The following is a 14085-nucleotide window of genomic DNA, read 5'->3' on the forward strand; positions in this document are numbered from 1 at the left end:
TCAGGCCCACTTGGCCTGGAGGAGGTTGACGCCGGGGTACGGCTGGGCCCTTATCCCGCTGAGCCGGTGCGCGTCCCAGGCGGTCATCAGCTCGTTGTGGACGACCGGGTAGAGCACGGCCTGTTCCGCCACGACGTCGATGTAGTCCTGGACCATCGTCCGCTTCCTCGCGGGATCCGGCTCCCGGGTCGCCCGGTCCATGTCCTTGAAGAGCTGCCGGGCGACCGGGTCGCCGGCCCACCGCGTGTACTGCATCCACGGGTTCTCGGGTCCGTAGTTGTAGTGCATGATCAGGTCGGCGTCGAGCCCGAACTGGTTGGGGTTGGAGGCCGCCGCCACCACCTGGTAGTCCTGCTTCTGGTCCATCTTGGTGAACACGGCGGTGGTCTCCTGCGGTTCCAGGGTGGTCTCCACGCCGATCGCGTCCCAGGACGCCTTGACGGTCGGCAGGCAGTCCGCGATCCAGCTCACGTTGACGGCGAGCAGGGTGACCTTCAGGTCCGTCACGCCGGCGGCCGCGAGCAGCGCCCTGGCCCGGGCCGGGTCGTGGCCGTAGACCGTCCCGGCCCGCCGGTGCGCGGGGTTGCCCTCGTCGAGGAACGAGGTCGCGGGCCTGCCGTGCCCCTTGAGGGCGACCCGCACCATCTTCTCCCGGTCGACGGCGTAGTGCAGGGCCTGCCGCACCCGGATGTCGTCGAAGGGCTTGTGCCGGGTGTTGAACATCAGGAAGAGGTTGTTCATCCCGGCGCCGCCGGCCACCTCCAGACCGCCCTGCCGGAGCCGCGCGATGTTGGCGTAGGGGATGTTGTCGGCGATCTGCGCGCCGGCCCCGGTCCCGGAGATCTTCGCCACGCGCGGGGCCGCGTCCACCATGGTCAGCCAGTTCATGCGCCGGAACCCGGGCCTGCGGGGCCCGTTGTAGCCGGCGAACGCCTCGAAGGTGGTGTTCGACTTCGGGTGGTGCGCGGTCTGCCGGTACGGTCCCGAGCCCACGGCCAGCCCCTTGACCGCGTCGTCCCAGGCGCCGGGCGCGGAGAAGACGTGCTTCGGCATGATCTTGGCGAGGGTGAGCCGGGAGAGCCCTTCGGGGAAGGGGAACTTCAGGCGGAGTTCGACGGTGTCCGGGCCGGTTAGGCGCACGGAGTCCAGCCAGGGGGCGAAGAAGCCCTTGGCGAGGGTCTGCGTCGCCGGGTCCAGGATCCGGTCGAAGACGAACACGACGTCGTCGGCGGTCACCGGCCTGCCGTCGTGGAAGACGGCCCCGCGGCGGAGCGTGAACCGCCAGGTGGTGGCGTTCGGGTCCGCCGGCACCCCGGTGCCCAGCGCCGGGTAGGGCGCCCGGGTGATCGGGTCGGTGTCCAGCAGCCCCTCGTAGACGTGGTTGTTGGCGGCCATCGCGAACGCCGACGCGGTCTGCGTCGGGTCCCAGCTCCCGTCGTTGCCGTAGCCGATCACGGCGGTCAGCGTTCGGTCCTTGCCGCTGCCGCCGTGCCCGGTGTCGTTGGTCGACTCCGGACCGGTGGAGCAGCCGGCCAGCAGCGCGCCCGCGCCCAGCGCCCCGGCGCCCCTGAGGAACGACCGGCGGCGCGGTGCCGGCACGTCGTGGTCCACTGCGTCGCGCACGGGTCCTCCAGCAGGTGGGTGGGGAGGGGTGGGAGGAGGAGGGAGAAGGGGGGAGGAGAGGGGAGGAGAGGGGTAGGACGTCCTACGTCCGATCGGTAGCGCGACCATAGGAGGGGCCGTGGGGGCGGTCAAGACGGCGTACACGAATGGCCCAGGCGCCAGAGGTCGCACCACTGGCGCGGGACGGCAGGCCGCGCGGCGGGGCGTCCGGCGCGGCCCGCGGGCGGGCCTCGCGTCCGGCACAGACGTCCGCCCAGTCTAGACGCGCAGCGTTACGCGGGGTGCACGAAGCGTGAAACCCGTGCGGGCGGGGGAGCACGCTGGAGGCGCGACGGCGCTGTGGTCGAGGAGGCGGAGGGAATGGTGGAGGAGCGGACGCCGGCCCGCGGCGGCACCGACGGGAGCGGCCCGGTGGAGCCGCCCGTCGGCAGCCAGGTCGTGGACACCGGCACCGGGCGGTTCGGCATCGTCATGGGGCACGAGGGGCCCTACGTCCAGCTGAGACCGTACGGCGGCGGACGGGAGTGGGACGCCGAGCCGGGCGCGGTGCGCACCGCGACCCCCGCCGAGCGGCTGAGCGCGGCGACCGCGCACGCCAACGCCCGCAGCCGCGGGGAGGCGCTCTAGCCGTCCGCGGCATGCGCGAGAATGGGGCCATGAGTCTGTTCCGCGACGACGGCATCGTGCTGCGCACCCAGAAGCTGGGTGAGGCGGACCGGATCATCACCCTGCTCACGCGCGGTCACGGGCGGGTGCGGGCCGTGGCGCGCGGGGTGCGGCGCACCAAGTCGAAGTTCGGGGCCAGGCTGGAGCCGTTCTCCCACGTCGACGTGCAGTTCTTCGCGCGGGGCGGCGAACTGGTCGGGCGCGGGCTGCCGCTGTGCACCCAGAGCGAGACGATCGCCCCGTACGGCGGCGGGATCGTCACCGACTACGCGCGGTACACCGCCGGCACGGCCATGCTGGAGACGGCCGAGCGGTTCACGGACCACGAGGGCGAACCCGCCGTCCAGCAGTACCTGCTGCTCGTCGGCGGCCTGCGCACGCTCGCCCGGGGCGAGCACGAGCCCCACCTCGTCCTGGACGCCTTCCTGCTGCGCTCCCTCGCCGTCAACGGGTACGCGCCCAGCTTCGGCGACTGCGCGAGGTGCGGGATGCCCGGCCCGAACCGGTTCTTCTCGGTCTCCTCGGGCGGCTCCGTCTGCGCCGACTGCCGGGTGCCCGGCAGCGTCGTGCCGTCCCCGCGGACCCTGGTGCTGCTGGGGGCGCTGCTTACGGGAGACTGGGAGACGGCGGACGCGTGCGAGGCGCGGTACGTCCGTGAGGGCAGCGGGCTGGTGTCCGCCTACCTGCACTGGCACCTGGAGCGCGGGCTGCGCTCCCTCCGGTTCGTAGAGAAGTAGTCCACGGTCGAGGAGACGAGAAGCACATGGTCGTACGCGGTTTCCTGGGGCGCCGGCGGCGCGAGTACGAGGCGCCGGAGCCGCACCCGTCCGGTGCCCGCGCGCCGAAGCTCCCCGGCGAGCTGGTCCCGGACCACGTGGCCATCGTCATGGACGGCAACGGCCGGTGGGCCAAGGAGCGCGGCCTGCCCCGGACGGAGGGCCACAAGGTCGGCGCCGAGCGGGTGCTGGACGTGCTCCAGGGCTCGATCGAGATCGGTGTGCGCAACATCTCCCTGTACGCCTTCTCCACCGAGAACTGGAAGCGCTCGCCCGACGAGGTCCGCTTCCTGATGAACTTCAACCGCGACTTCATCCGCCGGACCCGCGACCAGCTCGACGCGCTCGGCATCCGGGTGCGCTGGGTGGGCCGCATGCCCAAGCTGTGGAAGTCGGTGGCCAAGGAGCTCCAGGTCGCCCAGGAGCAGACCAAGGGCAACGACCTGCTCACCCTGTACTTCTGCATGAACTACGGCGGCCGGGCCGAGATCGCCGACGCGGCGCAGCGGCTGGCCGAGGACGTGAAGGCGGGCCTGCTCGACCCGTCGAAGGTCTCCGAGAAGACCGTCCAGAAGTACCTGTACTACCCGGACATGCCGGACGTGGACCTCTTCCTGCGCCCCAGCGGCGAGCAGCGCACCTCCAACTACCTGCTCTGGCAGAGCGCGTACGCCGAGATGGTCTTCCAGGACGTGCTGTGGCCCGACTTCGACCGCCGCGACCTGTGGCGGGCCTGCATGGAGTTCGCCGCCCGCGACCGCCGCTTCGGCGGGGCCGTGCCGAACGAGGACCTCCTCGCCATGGAAGCCGGCATCAAGGGCGATTCCACCTCGTAGCCGCCAGGAATTCACCCGGGACACCGAGGATGCGGTGCTCATGAGACGTCTCACCCCCGCACTCGCCCTCGGTGCCCTGCTGCTCACCGCGCTGCCCGCCCACGCGGCCGAGGGGCCCGCGCACCGCGAGAGCTACGGCACCAAGGCGCCGTACTCCCCCGCGCGCGGCCCGCGTCCGCAGCACGCCCCGGCCGGTTTCGTCCCCGTGTTCACCGAGAGCGTCTCCCGGCACGGGTCCCGGGCGGCCACCGACGGCGAGGACGGGGACCTGGTCCTCGCGCTGTGGGACCGGGCCGAGGCGGAGGGCCGCCTCACCCGCCGGGGCGAGGACTTCGGGCCGACGGTGCGCGCCCTCCAGGCCGCCATGGCGAGGGTCGGCTACGGCAACCTCAGCGGGCGGGGCCGGCACGAGATGGCGGACGCGGCCGTGCGCATGGAGGCGCGGCTGCCGTCGCTGTTCGAGCGGATCGCCGAGACCGGGGAGCGGATCGACGTCGTCAGCTCCGGGCAGGGGCGGGCCGTGGACAGCGGCACCGAGTTCACCAACGCCCTCGCCGGTGCCGACCCCGAGCTGAAGCCGCTGATCGGGCCGGTGCGCACCGACAAGGACCTGCTGTACTTCCACAAGGCGGCGGGCGGCGCGGCCTACCGCGAGTACCTCGCGAACGACCAGCGACTCAAGGACACCCTGAAGGGCGTCACCGACCAGCCGAGGACCCGCAGGGCCGCCCTCGGCGTGCTGCGCAGGATCTTCACGGAGCCCTTCGTCGGCGGCATCGCCGACCCGGTCGGCGCGGCCCGGGCCGTCTACAACCTGTACGCCATCGCCCCGGCGATGAGCGAGGAGAGCCCGGACGGTGCGGGCTGGGGCATGGAGCGGTACCTCTCCGGTGCCGACGCGGCCTGGTTCGGCTACCTGTCCGACGCCGAGGACTTCTACGAGAAGGGCCCCGGCTTCGCCGGCAGCGACATCACGTACCGGATGGCCGGAGTGCTCCTGGACGACCTCTTCGCGCGGGTCGAGGCCGTGCGGGACGGCACCGGCGACCTCGGAGCGGAGCTGCGGTTCACCCACGCCGAGGAGCTCGTTCCGCTGGCCGCGCTGATGGGGCTGCCCGGCAGCACACGGCCGGCGGAGCCGGGGGAGGCGTACACCTACGCGGACAACCCGTGGCGGGGTGCCTCGGTCGCCCCGCTCGGCGCCAACATCCAGTGGGACGTCTTCCGCAAGGGCGGCCGCTACCTGGTCCGCATGCTCTACAACGAGAAGGAGACGGCCTTCAAGGCGGGGTGCCGGCCGCTTCGCGCGGGGGGCGTCTTCTACGACCTCGACGAGCTGGAGCGCTGCTTCGGGCGGGGCTGAGCCGGGCGCACCCGCCCGGCGGTGGCCGCGCCCCTACGGCCGCGGCCCCGCGGCGCAGTCCGCGCAGGTGCCGAAGATCTCCACGGTGTGGGCCACGTTGACGTAGCCGTGTTCCGCGGCGATGGCCTCCGCCCACTTCTCCACCGCCGGGCCCTCCACCTCCACCGCCTTGCCGCAGGTGCGGCAGACCAGGTGGTGGTGGTGCTCGCCGGTCGAGCAGCGGCGGTAGACGGACTCGCCGTCGGAGGTGCGCAGGACGTCGACCTCGCCGGCCTCGGCGAGGGACTGCAGGGTGCGGTAGACCGTGGTGAGGCCGACGGAGTCGCCCTTGTGCTTGAGCATGTCGTGCAGTTCCTGCGCGCTGCGGAACTCGTCCACCGCGTCCAGGGCCGCCGCCACGGCTGCACGCTGGCGGGTCGCGCGGCCCTTCACGGGCGGTCCAGCGGTCGTCACCGTTGCCTCCTACGTCCGGCGTCTGCCGGGGCCATTGTGCCAGCCCGGGCCTGCCGTGGTCAGGCGCCGACTCCCTCCCCGGCTCCCCGCGCGGCCGGAATCGCGCACTCCGCCGGGTCTCCGGCGGGCCGGGCCGCGGCCGCGGCCCGGGCGCGCCGCCGGGCCAGCGGGGTGGCCAGCGCGGTCAGCGCGACGAACGCCGCGATGGTCAGCAGGACGATCGTCGCGCCGGGCGGCACGTCCTGGTAGAACGACGTGACGGTGCCGCTGACCGTCACGGCCACGCCGATCACCACGGCGATCACGAAGGTGACGGTGAAGCTGCGGGTGAGCTGCTGGGCCGCCGCCACGGGCACCACCATCAGCGCGGACACCAGCAGCAGGCCGACGACCCGCATGGCGACCGTCACGGTCACCGCCGCGGTGACCGCCGTCAGCAGGTTCAGGGCGCGCACCGGCAGGCCGGTGACCCGGGCGAACTCCTCGTCCTGGCTGACCGCGAACAACTGCCGGCGCAGGCCCAGGGTGACCAGCAGGACGAAGGCGGCCAGGACGCAGATGGCGGTCACGTCGGACGGGGACACCGTCGACAGGGAGCCGAACAGGTAGGAGGTCAGGTTCGCGCTGGAGCCGCCCGCCACGTTGATCAGCATCACGCCGCCCGCCATGCCGCCGTAGAACAGCATGGCGAGCGCGATGTCCCCGCGCGTGCGGCCGTACCAGCGGATCAGCTCCATCAGGACCGCGCCGAGGACGGAGACGGCCGTCGCCATCCACACCGGGGAGGTGGAGAGCAGGAACCCGAGGCCGACGCCGGTCATGGCCACGTGGCCGATGCCGTCGCCCATCAGGGCCTGGCGGCGCTGGACCAGGTAGATGCCGACCGCGGGCGCGGTGATGCCGACCAGGACGGCCGCGAGGAGCGCCCGCCGCATGAATTCGTAGTCGAGGAAGTCCATCAGCTCAGCAGTCCCGTGCGGATCGGTTCGGCGCCGGCGGGCGCGTGCGGGTGTACGTGGTCGTGGCCGGGCAGCGCGTGCTGGCCGACCGCCTCCGGGGGCGGGCCGTCGTGCAGGACGCAGCCGTCGCGCAGGACGACCGCCCGGTCGATGAGGGGCTCCAGCGGGCCCAGCTCGTGCAGCACGAGCAGGACCGTCGTGCCCACCTCGACCTGCTGCCGCAGCGTCCGCGCCAGCACCTCCTGGCTGGCCAGGTCGACGCCCGCCATCGGCTCGTCCATGATCAGCAGTTCCGGCTCGGCGACCAGCGCGCGGGCGATCAGCACCCGCTGGTGCTGGCCGCCGGAGAGGGCCGTCACGGAGTCCTTGGCGCGGTCGGCCATGCCGACCAGCTCCAGGGCGTGGTGGACGGCCGCCCGGTCGGCCTTGCGGAAGGGGCCGAAGCGGGTGCGCGCCAGGCGGCCCGAGGAGACGATCTCGGCGACCGTCGCGGGGACCCCGCCCGCGGCCGTCGTGCGCTGCGGCACGTAGCCCACCCGCGCCCAGTCCCGGAAGGACCGGCGGGGGGTGCCGAACAGCTCGACCGTGCCGGCGGAGGCCGGGACCTGGCCGATGATCGTGCGGATCGCCGTGGACTTGCCGGAGCCGTTCGCGCCCAGCAGCGCGACGACCTCGCCGCGGCCGACGGTGAGGTCGATGCCGCGCAGCACGGGCCGCGCGCCGAGTTCGGCGCTCACCCCTCGCAGGGCTATGACGGGTTCGCTGCTCATCTTCACTCCCGTGCCGGTCATGCGGCGCCCAGCGCCTGCCGGAGCGCCTTGAGGTTGGCCCGCTGGACGGAGAAGTAGTCCGTGCCGCGGGACTGGTCCGTGATGCCTTCGAGCGGGTCGAGGACGTCGGTGCGCAGGCCGGCGTCGCCCGCGACGGTCCTGGCGGTCCTGTCGCTGACCAGGGTTTCGTAGAACACGGTGGAGACGCCGTCGGCCCTGGCCATCCGCTCCAGGTCGCGGATCCGGGCGGCGCTCGGCTCCGACTCCGGGTCGAGGCCGTTCACGGCCTCCTCGGTGAGGCCGTAGCGCTCGGCGAGGTAGCCGAAGGCGGCGTGCGTGGTGATGAAGACCTTGCTCCTGGTGGAGGCGAGCCCGGTGCGGAACTCGGTGTCCAGCTCGCGCAGCCGGCCGACCAGGGCCGCGGTGTTCTTCTCGTAGTCGGCCGCGTGCGCGGGGTCGGCCTCGCGGAACGCCTTGCCGACCCCCTCGGCGACCTGGGCGTAGCGGACCGGGTCGAGCCAGACGTGCGGGTCCCGGCCGGCCTCCCGCGCACCGTCGTGGCCGTGGTCGTGGTCGTGTTCGGCCGCGTGGCCGCCGACCTCGGTGCCGTGGTCCTCCAGCGTGGTCAGGGAGGCCGCGTCGATCTTCGTGCCGACCGGGGACTGGGCCACCGCGTCGTCGACGGAGGGCTGGAGGCCCTTCAGGTACAGCGCCGCGTCGGACTTCTCCAGCGAGGCGATCTGCCGGGGGCTGAGTTCCAGGTCGTGCGGTTCCTGGCCGGGGGCGGTGAGGGTGGTGACGTGGACGTGCCGCCCGCCGATCCGCTCGGCGAGGAAGGCCATCGGGTAGAACGACGCGACGACGTCGAACCTGCTCGTGTTCGCCGCGACCGCCGTGTCCCCGGAGCAGCCGGCCAGGGTGCCGGTCGCGAGCAGGGTGACCGCGGCGACCGCGACGGCAGGTATGAGGCGCAGCGCGCCGGGCCGGGTGCGCAGCGCGCCGGGCCGGGTGCGCAGCGCGCGAGGCCGGGTGCGTCGTCGTTCGTTCATGACAGTCATTTTCAACAAACATGGAAACCGTTGTCAACAACGCTCGTCATGTGGTCTGTACAGGGGCCGATTTGGTCGTGGGGGAGCCTGCGCCGGTAACCTGAATCATTCGCTGGAAGCATCTCGCTTCAACGCCCGTCGTCGTAATGAAGAGAGCACCGTGGCCGCCGACAAGATCGACACCATCGTCAGCCTGAGCAAGCGCCGGGGCTTCGTTTTCCCGTGCAGTGAGATCTACGGCGGACAGCGTGCCGCCTGGGACTACGGACCCCTGGGTGTCGAGCTCAAGGAGAACATCAAGCGCCAGTGGTGGCGCTACATGGTGACGTCGCGCGAGGACGTGGTCGGCATCGACTCGTCCGTCATCCTGGCTTCCGAGGTCTGGGTCGCCTCCGGCCACGTCGCCACCTTCACGGACCCGCTGACCGAGTGCACCTCGTGTCACAAGCGGTTCCGTGCCGACCACCTCGAGGAGTCCTACGAGGAGAAGAAGGGCCACGCCCCGGCCAACGGCCTGGCGGACGTCAACTGCCCGAACTGCGGCAACAAGGGCCAGTTCACCGAGCCCAAGCAGTTCTCCGGCCTGCTCTCCACCCACCTCGGCCCGACCCAGGACTCCGGCTCGGTCGCCTACCTGCGCCCGGAGACCGCCCAGGGCATCTTCACCAACTTCGCCCAGGTGCAGACCACCTCGCGCCGCAAGCCGCCGTTCGGCATCGCGCAGATGGGCAAGTCCTTCCGCAACGAGATCACGCCCGGCAACTTCATCTTCCGCACCCGCGAGTTCGAGCAGATGGAGATGGAGTTCTTCGTCAAGCCGGGCGAGGACGAGCAGTGGCAGGAGTACTGGATGGAGCAGCGCTGGAACTGGTACACCGGTCTCGGCCTGCGCGAGGAGAACATGCGGTGGTACGAGCACCCGAAGGAGAAGCTCTCCCACTACTCCAAGCGCACCGCCGACATCGAGTACCGCTTCCGGTTCGGCGGCAGCGAGTGGGGTGAGCTGGAGGGCGTCGCCAACCGCACCGACTACGACCTCTCCGCCCACGCCGCGGCCTCCGGCCAGGACCTCTCCTTCTTCGACCAGGAGGCCCAGGAGCGCTGGACGCCGTACGTCATCGAGCCGGCGGCGGGTGTCGGCCGCACCATGCTGGCCTTCCTGCTCGACGCCTACGTCGAGGACGAGGCGCCGAACGCCAAGGGCAAGATGGAGAAGCGGACCGTCCTGCGGCTCGACCACCGGCTTGCCCCGGTGAAGGTGGCGGTGCTCCCGCTGTCCCGCAACCCGGAGCTGTCGCCGAAGGCCAAGGGCCTCGCGCAGGCGCTGCGGCAGAACTGGAACATCGAGTTCGACGACGCCGGCGCCATCGGCCGCCGCTACCGCCGCCAGGACGAGATCGGCACCCCGTTCTGCGTGACCGTCGACTTCGACACCCTCGAGGACAACGCCGTCACCGTGCGCGAGCGTGACTCGATGAAGCAGGAGCGGGTCTCCCTCGACCAGATCGAGGGCTACCTGGCCCAGCGCCTCATCGGCGCCTAGCCACGACCGCCGAAGGCCGGGCCCGCTGATTCCGGCGGGCCCGGCCTTCGTGTGTCGGGGGTGTGCTCAGCGGCCCTGGAGCGCCTTGACGTTGTCGCCGAAGGTCCAGTTCTTCGAGCCGTCCCAGTTGACGGACCAGGTCATCAGGCCCTTGAGCGAGGTGCCGTAGTTCCGCCACGCCTGGGAGACCTGCGACGGGGACATGTAGCCGCCGCCCGCGCCGGGCTGGGCCGGCAGTCCGGGGACCTGCTTGTCGTACGGCACCTTGACCGTGGTGCCCTGCACCACCAGGCCCTTGTTCAGGCAGTCGGTCTGCGCGGTGAAGCCCTGCACGGTGCCGGCCGAGTAGGAGTCGCCGGAGCAGCCGTACATGCTGCCGTTGTAGTACTGCATGTTGAGCCACCACAGGCGGCCGTTGTCCGCGTACTTCTTGATGATCGGCAGGTACGCGCCCCAGATCGAGCCGTAGGTGACGCTACCGCCGGTGACGTAGGCCGTCTCGGGGGCCATCGTCAGGCCGAAGTTCGACGGCATCTGCGCGAGGACCCCGTCGATGATGCGGATCAGGTTGGCCTGGGACGTGGAGAGCTGGTTGATGTTCCCGCTGCCGACCAGGCCCGTCTCGATGTCGATGTCGATGCCGTCGAAGTTGTACTTCTTCAGGATCGGGACGATCGTCGCCACGAACCGGTCGGCGACGGCCGAGGACGACAGGTCGATGCCGGCGGCCGCGCCGCCGATGGAGAGCAGGAGCGTCTGGCCGGAGTCCTTGGCCGCGCACATCTCGGCGGGCGTGGACACCTTCACGCCGGCGTCCATGCCGTTCTCCCACAGGGCCGTGCCGTCGGAGCGGATCACCGGGAAGGCGGCGTTGATCACGTTGTAGCCGTGGGCGGCGATGCGGGAGTCGTTGATGGGCGTCCAGCCGAACGGCGGGTGGACGCCGTTGCCGGCGCCGTCCCAGTTCTCCCAGTAGCCCTGGAGGACCTTGCCCGCCGGGCGCGACTTCACCGCGCAGGTGTCGGCGGCGGACGCCGTGGTGGCGGCCGGGAGCTGGGCGACGGCGGCGGTCGCGAGTGCGGCGGCGAGCAGGGACAGCGTGCGGCGGAGCATGCGGGCCTCCCGGTGGGGGTGCGGTGAGGTGTCGTAGGCATGACAGTGCTGTGGTCCAGACCTTTCGTCAAGAGGTCTGGACCAGGTCGGAGTCTCACTGACACCTATGGAATGACAGATATTGAAATCTGTCACCTGTCATGGCAGTCTGGCGCCATGACGATGCGCACCCGAACCCTCGGCACCACCGGCCCCCGCGTCTCCGCCCTCGGCCTCGGCTGCATGGGCATGTCCGCGCTCTACGGCGACGCCGACCGCGCGGAATCGGTCGCGACGATCCACGCCGCCCTGGACGCCGGGGTGACCCTGCTGGACACCGGCGACTTCTACGCCATGGGCCACAACGAGATGCTCATCGGCGAGGCGCTGCGCAGCGCGCCCGCGCCCCTGCGCGAACGGGCCCTGACGAGCGTCAAGTTCGGCGCGCTGCGCGACCCGGACGGCAACTGGAGCGGCTACGACGGCCGGCCCGCCGCCGTGCGGAACTTCGCCGCCTACTCCCTGCGGCGGCTCGGCGTGGACCACATCGACGTCTACCGGATCGCCCGCCTCGACCCGGACGTGCCGATCGAGGAGACCGTCGGCGCGATCTCCGAAATGATCGAGAAGGGGTACGTCCGGCACGTCGGCCTGAGCGAGGTCGGCGCCGCGACCATCCGCCGGGCCGCCGCCACCGCGCCGGTCGCCGACCTCCAGATCGAGTACTCGCTGATCTCCCGGGGCGTCGAACGGGAGATCCTGCCGGTCACCCGCGAACTGGGCATCGGCGTCACCGCGTACGGCGTCCTCTCCCGCGGCCTGATCTCCGGCCACTTCTCCGCCGGCCGGCAACTGGACCCCGCCGACTTCCGGGCCCACTCGCCCCGCTTCCAGGGCGACAACCTGCGGCACAACCTCGGCCTGGTCGAGGCCCTGCGCGAGATCGCCGGGCGCAAGGGCGTCACGGTCGCCCAGACCGCCATCGCCTGGGTGCTCTCCCGCGGCGAGGACATCGTGCCGCTGGTCGGCGCCCGCACCCGGGAGCGGCTGGGCGAATCGCTGGGCGCGCTGGACGTCACGCTGGACGAGGCCGACCTCGCGGCGATCGAGGAGGCGGTCCCCGCGGACGCGGCGGCCGGCGAGCGTTACCCGGCCCCGCAGATGGCACACCTCGACAGCGAGCGCTGAGACCGGCGCCGGGTACCGTCTAGTCATGCCACCGACCAGCGAGACCCTGACCGCCGAGCGCATCCTCGAAGCCACCGAGGAAGTGCTGCGCCGCCACGGCCCGGCCAAGGCCACCGTGGTCGACGTGGCCCGCGCGCTCGGCGTCAGCCACGGCAGCGTCTACCGGCATTTCCGTACGAAGGCGGCGCTGCGCGAGGCGGTCACCAAGCGCTGGCTGGACCGCACCTCGCACACGCTCGCCGGGATCGCCGACGCCGGGGACCGGGATCCGGAGCAGCGGCTGCGCGACTGGCTCGCCGCCCTGTTCGCCGCCAAGCGGCACAAGGCGGGCGACGATCCGGAGCTGTTCGCGACCTACACCGTGCTGACCGGCGAACTCGGGGGCGTGGTCCACGCGCACATAACCGAACTGACCGGCCAGCTCACCCGCATCATCATGGCGGGGGCCGGGTCGGGCGACTTCTCGGTGCCCGACCCGGCCGCCGCGGCGCGAGCCGTCTTCCAGGCCACCGGCCGTTTCCACGACCCCTGTCACGCCCGGGAATGGACTGCCCCCGGGATCGACGAGGAGTTCACGGCCGTCGTGAACCTGCTGGTGCGAGGGCTCACTTCACCGTCACGGTGAAGGTCGGCGAGTGGACCCTGCCTTCCTTGTTCGCACTCGCGACCCGCAGGTGCTGGGTGCCCTTGTGCTCCAACTTGGCCGTGAGGGCGTAGGAGTTGCCCGTCTTGACCTTGGCGGTCGCCTTCAGCGGCACCCACTTGCCGTCCTTGTCCCACTGGAGCACAAGGGGGCTGCCGACCTTCAGACCGGTGGTGCGCCCGGCGACCTTCACCGATTCACCGGCCTTCACCGTGGACTTGCTCGCCCTGGCGGTGATCGAGGCCTTGCCCGTGGGGCTCGGGCTCATGGTGCCCGTGGGGCTGGCCTTGTCGGTGCCCGAAGGGCTCGTGTCGGCTGCGAACGCTCCGGCCGTCCCGCCGGACAGCAGCGCCGCGCAGAGGGCGCCGGTGCCGAGCACGCGGCCGTATCGGTGGCGGAGTACGGAGGTCATGTTCCTCTCCCGTCGCTCGATGAACCTTTCCCAGGCTGGCCCGAGTTCGGGAAGACGGCCACTCGAAACGGCCCGGGACACCGCCTGAACGCCGGGGAAGTCGCAGGTCGGATCGGCTTTTCCGGGACTTCCCGAAACCTGTGACGGCACCGGGGCGGGCGCCGCTCGCGCGGTGTGGGCGGGGAGCGGGTGCGGCCTCTCGCCCTTCCGCTTGCGCGGTGTGGGCGGAAGTGCGTGTGGCCTCCCGTTTTTCCGCGGGGCCGTGCCCGCTCGGGTGGTGCCCGGAGCGCGCGCCGCCGGCGGTCTCCGCTCGGGTTGTCACGGGGCCTCCCGCCCTTCCGGCTACGTGGTGCGGGCCGGACCGCCCCGGCCCGGGTGCCACCCGGAGCACGCGCCGCTCGCCGCGCCCGCCGGTCCGGCTCGCGCCACTGCCATGTCTTCCGCTCGTCCCGCCTGCGCCGAGCCCCGAGGCCGTGTGGTGTGGGCAGCGCACGGCCCGCGTACTCCGGGCGGGCCGGGCCCGGCTGGGCCGGTGGTACGCGGTTCGGTCGTCCGTCCGAGCTGTGTGCTCGGTTCGGCCGGGCGTCTGGGTTCTGCGCGCGGGTCGGCCGGGGTCCGGATCGTCGGCTTCGGTTCCGGTGGGGGCGTCTGGAGCGCGCGTTCCGGCCGGGCCGGGTCGGGCCGGGCAGGCGGTTCGGGGCGGGTGCCCGGT

Annotated in this window: 14 protein-coding genes; 7 read left to right on the top strand and 7 right to left on the bottom strand. The window is 72.0% G+C overall.

Features of this window, described 5'->3' with window-relative positions; translation table 11 throughout:
• Window positions 1-1623, bottom strand: coding sequence for an ABC transporter substrate-binding protein (locus tag ACZ4K2_RS28525; RefSeq protein WP_467477297.1), 1623 nt, complete (start codon window positions 1621-1623; stop codon window positions 1-3).
• Window positions 1624-2034: 411 nt separating this feature from the next.
• Here ACZ4K2_RS28525 and ACZ4K2_RS28530 point away from each other — a divergent pair, with 411 nt between their 5' ends.
• The 4 genes from ACZ4K2_RS28530 to ACZ4K2_RS28545 are packed head-to-tail and all read left to right on the top strand — an operon-like array spanning window position 2035 to window position 5264.
• Complete coding sequence (locus ACZ4K2_RS28530) at window positions 2035-2250, top strand: hypothetical protein (RefSeq protein ID WP_467477435.1); 216 nt, start codon at window positions 2035-2037, stop codon at window positions 2248-2250.
• A 29-nt stretch (window positions 2251-2279) separates the two neighbouring features.
• Window positions 2280-3026 carry a DNA repair protein RecO gene (gene recO, locus ACZ4K2_RS28535; RefSeq protein ID WP_467477299.1) on the top strand — a complete coding sequence of 249 codons (747 nt, stop codon included), beginning with the start codon at window positions 2280-2282 and terminating at the stop codon, window positions 3024-3026.
• A 26-nt stretch (window positions 3027-3052) separates the two neighbouring features.
• The gene (locus ACZ4K2_RS28540; protein ID WP_467477301.1) at window positions 3053-3901 is read left to right on the top strand and encodes an isoprenyl transferase; all 849 of its coding nucleotides are present in this window, start codon (window positions 3053-3055) and stop codon (window positions 3899-3901) included.
• A 40-nt stretch (window positions 3902-3941) separates the two neighbouring features.
• On the top strand, window positions 3942-5264 hold the full coding sequence (locus ACZ4K2_RS28545) for a histidine-type phosphatase (RefSeq protein WP_467477303.1): 1323 nt from the start codon (window positions 3942-3944) through the stop codon (window positions 5262-5264).
• Between the two features lie 33 nt (window positions 5265-5297).
• On the opposite strand, the gene ACZ4K2_RS28550 is transcribed toward ACZ4K2_RS28545, so the two are convergent.
• Genes ACZ4K2_RS28550 through ACZ4K2_RS28565 form a run of 4 tightly spaced genes read right to left on the bottom strand, consistent with a single transcriptional unit; the run spans window position 5298 to window position 8495 of the window.
• On the bottom strand, window positions 5298-5717 hold the full coding sequence (locus tag ACZ4K2_RS28550; protein ID WP_467477305.1) for a Fur family transcriptional regulator: 420 nt from the start codon (window positions 5715-5717) through the stop codon (window positions 5298-5300).
• Window positions 5718-5776: 59 nt separating this feature from the next.
• Window positions 5777-6676, bottom strand: a complete 900-nt coding sequence (locus ACZ4K2_RS28555) for a metal ABC transporter permease (protein WP_467477307.1) — start codon at window positions 6674-6676, stop codon at window positions 5777-5779.
• A complete protein-coding gene (locus ACZ4K2_RS28560; protein ID WP_467477310.1) occupies window positions 6676-7446 on the bottom strand; it encodes a metal ABC transporter ATP-binding protein in 771 nt (256 codons plus the stop codon). Before ACZ4K2_RS28560 ends, ACZ4K2_RS28555 begins: the two co-directional genes overlap by 1 nt.
• Window positions 7447-7463: 17 nt before the next feature.
• Entirely contained in the window at window positions 7464-8495 is a 1032-nt protein-coding gene (locus ACZ4K2_RS28565) for a metal ABC transporter substrate-binding protein (RefSeq protein ID WP_467477313.1), read from the bottom strand.
• A 160-nt stretch (window positions 8496-8655) separates the two neighbouring features.
• On the opposite strand from ACZ4K2_RS28565, the gene ACZ4K2_RS28570 reads away from it, so the two are divergent.
• Window positions 8656-10038, top strand: a complete 1383-nt coding sequence (locus ACZ4K2_RS28570) for a glycine--tRNA ligase (protein WP_467477315.1) — start codon at window positions 8656-8658, stop codon at window positions 10036-10038.
• A gap of 66 nt (window positions 10039-10104) precedes the next feature.
• Here the strand turns inward: ACZ4K2_RS28570 and ACZ4K2_RS28575 are convergent, their stop codons facing one another.
• Window positions 10105-11151, bottom strand: coding sequence for a chitinase (locus ACZ4K2_RS28575; RefSeq protein WP_467477318.1), 1047 nt, complete (start codon window positions 11149-11151; stop codon window positions 10105-10107).
• Between the two features lie 156 nt (window positions 11152-11307).
• Here ACZ4K2_RS28575 and ACZ4K2_RS28580 point away from each other — a divergent pair, with 156 nt between their 5' ends.
• Both ACZ4K2_RS28580 and ACZ4K2_RS28585 read left to right on the top strand, forming a co-directional pair.
• Window positions 11308-12318 carry an aldo/keto reductase gene (locus ACZ4K2_RS28580; RefSeq protein ID WP_467477319.1) on the top strand — a complete coding sequence of 337 codons (1011 nt, stop codon included), beginning with the start codon at window positions 11308-11310 and terminating at the stop codon, window positions 12316-12318.
• Window positions 12319-12343: 25 nt separating this feature from the next.
• Window positions 12344-12943, top strand: a complete 600-nt coding sequence (locus ACZ4K2_RS28585) for a TetR/AcrR family transcriptional regulator (RefSeq protein WP_467477323.1) — start codon at window positions 12344-12346, stop codon at window positions 12941-12943.
• Here ACZ4K2_RS28585 and ACZ4K2_RS28590 read toward each other — a convergent pair.
• Window positions 12924-13373, bottom strand: coding sequence for a hypothetical protein (locus ACZ4K2_RS28590; protein WP_467477326.1), 450 nt, complete (start codon window positions 13371-13373; stop codon window positions 12924-12926). The genes ACZ4K2_RS28585 and ACZ4K2_RS28590 overlap by 20 nt on opposite strands.
• Between the last annotated feature and the right edge of the window lie 712 nt (window positions 13374-14085).

Source organism: Streptomyces sp. NPDC025833 (genome assembly GCF_055558055.1).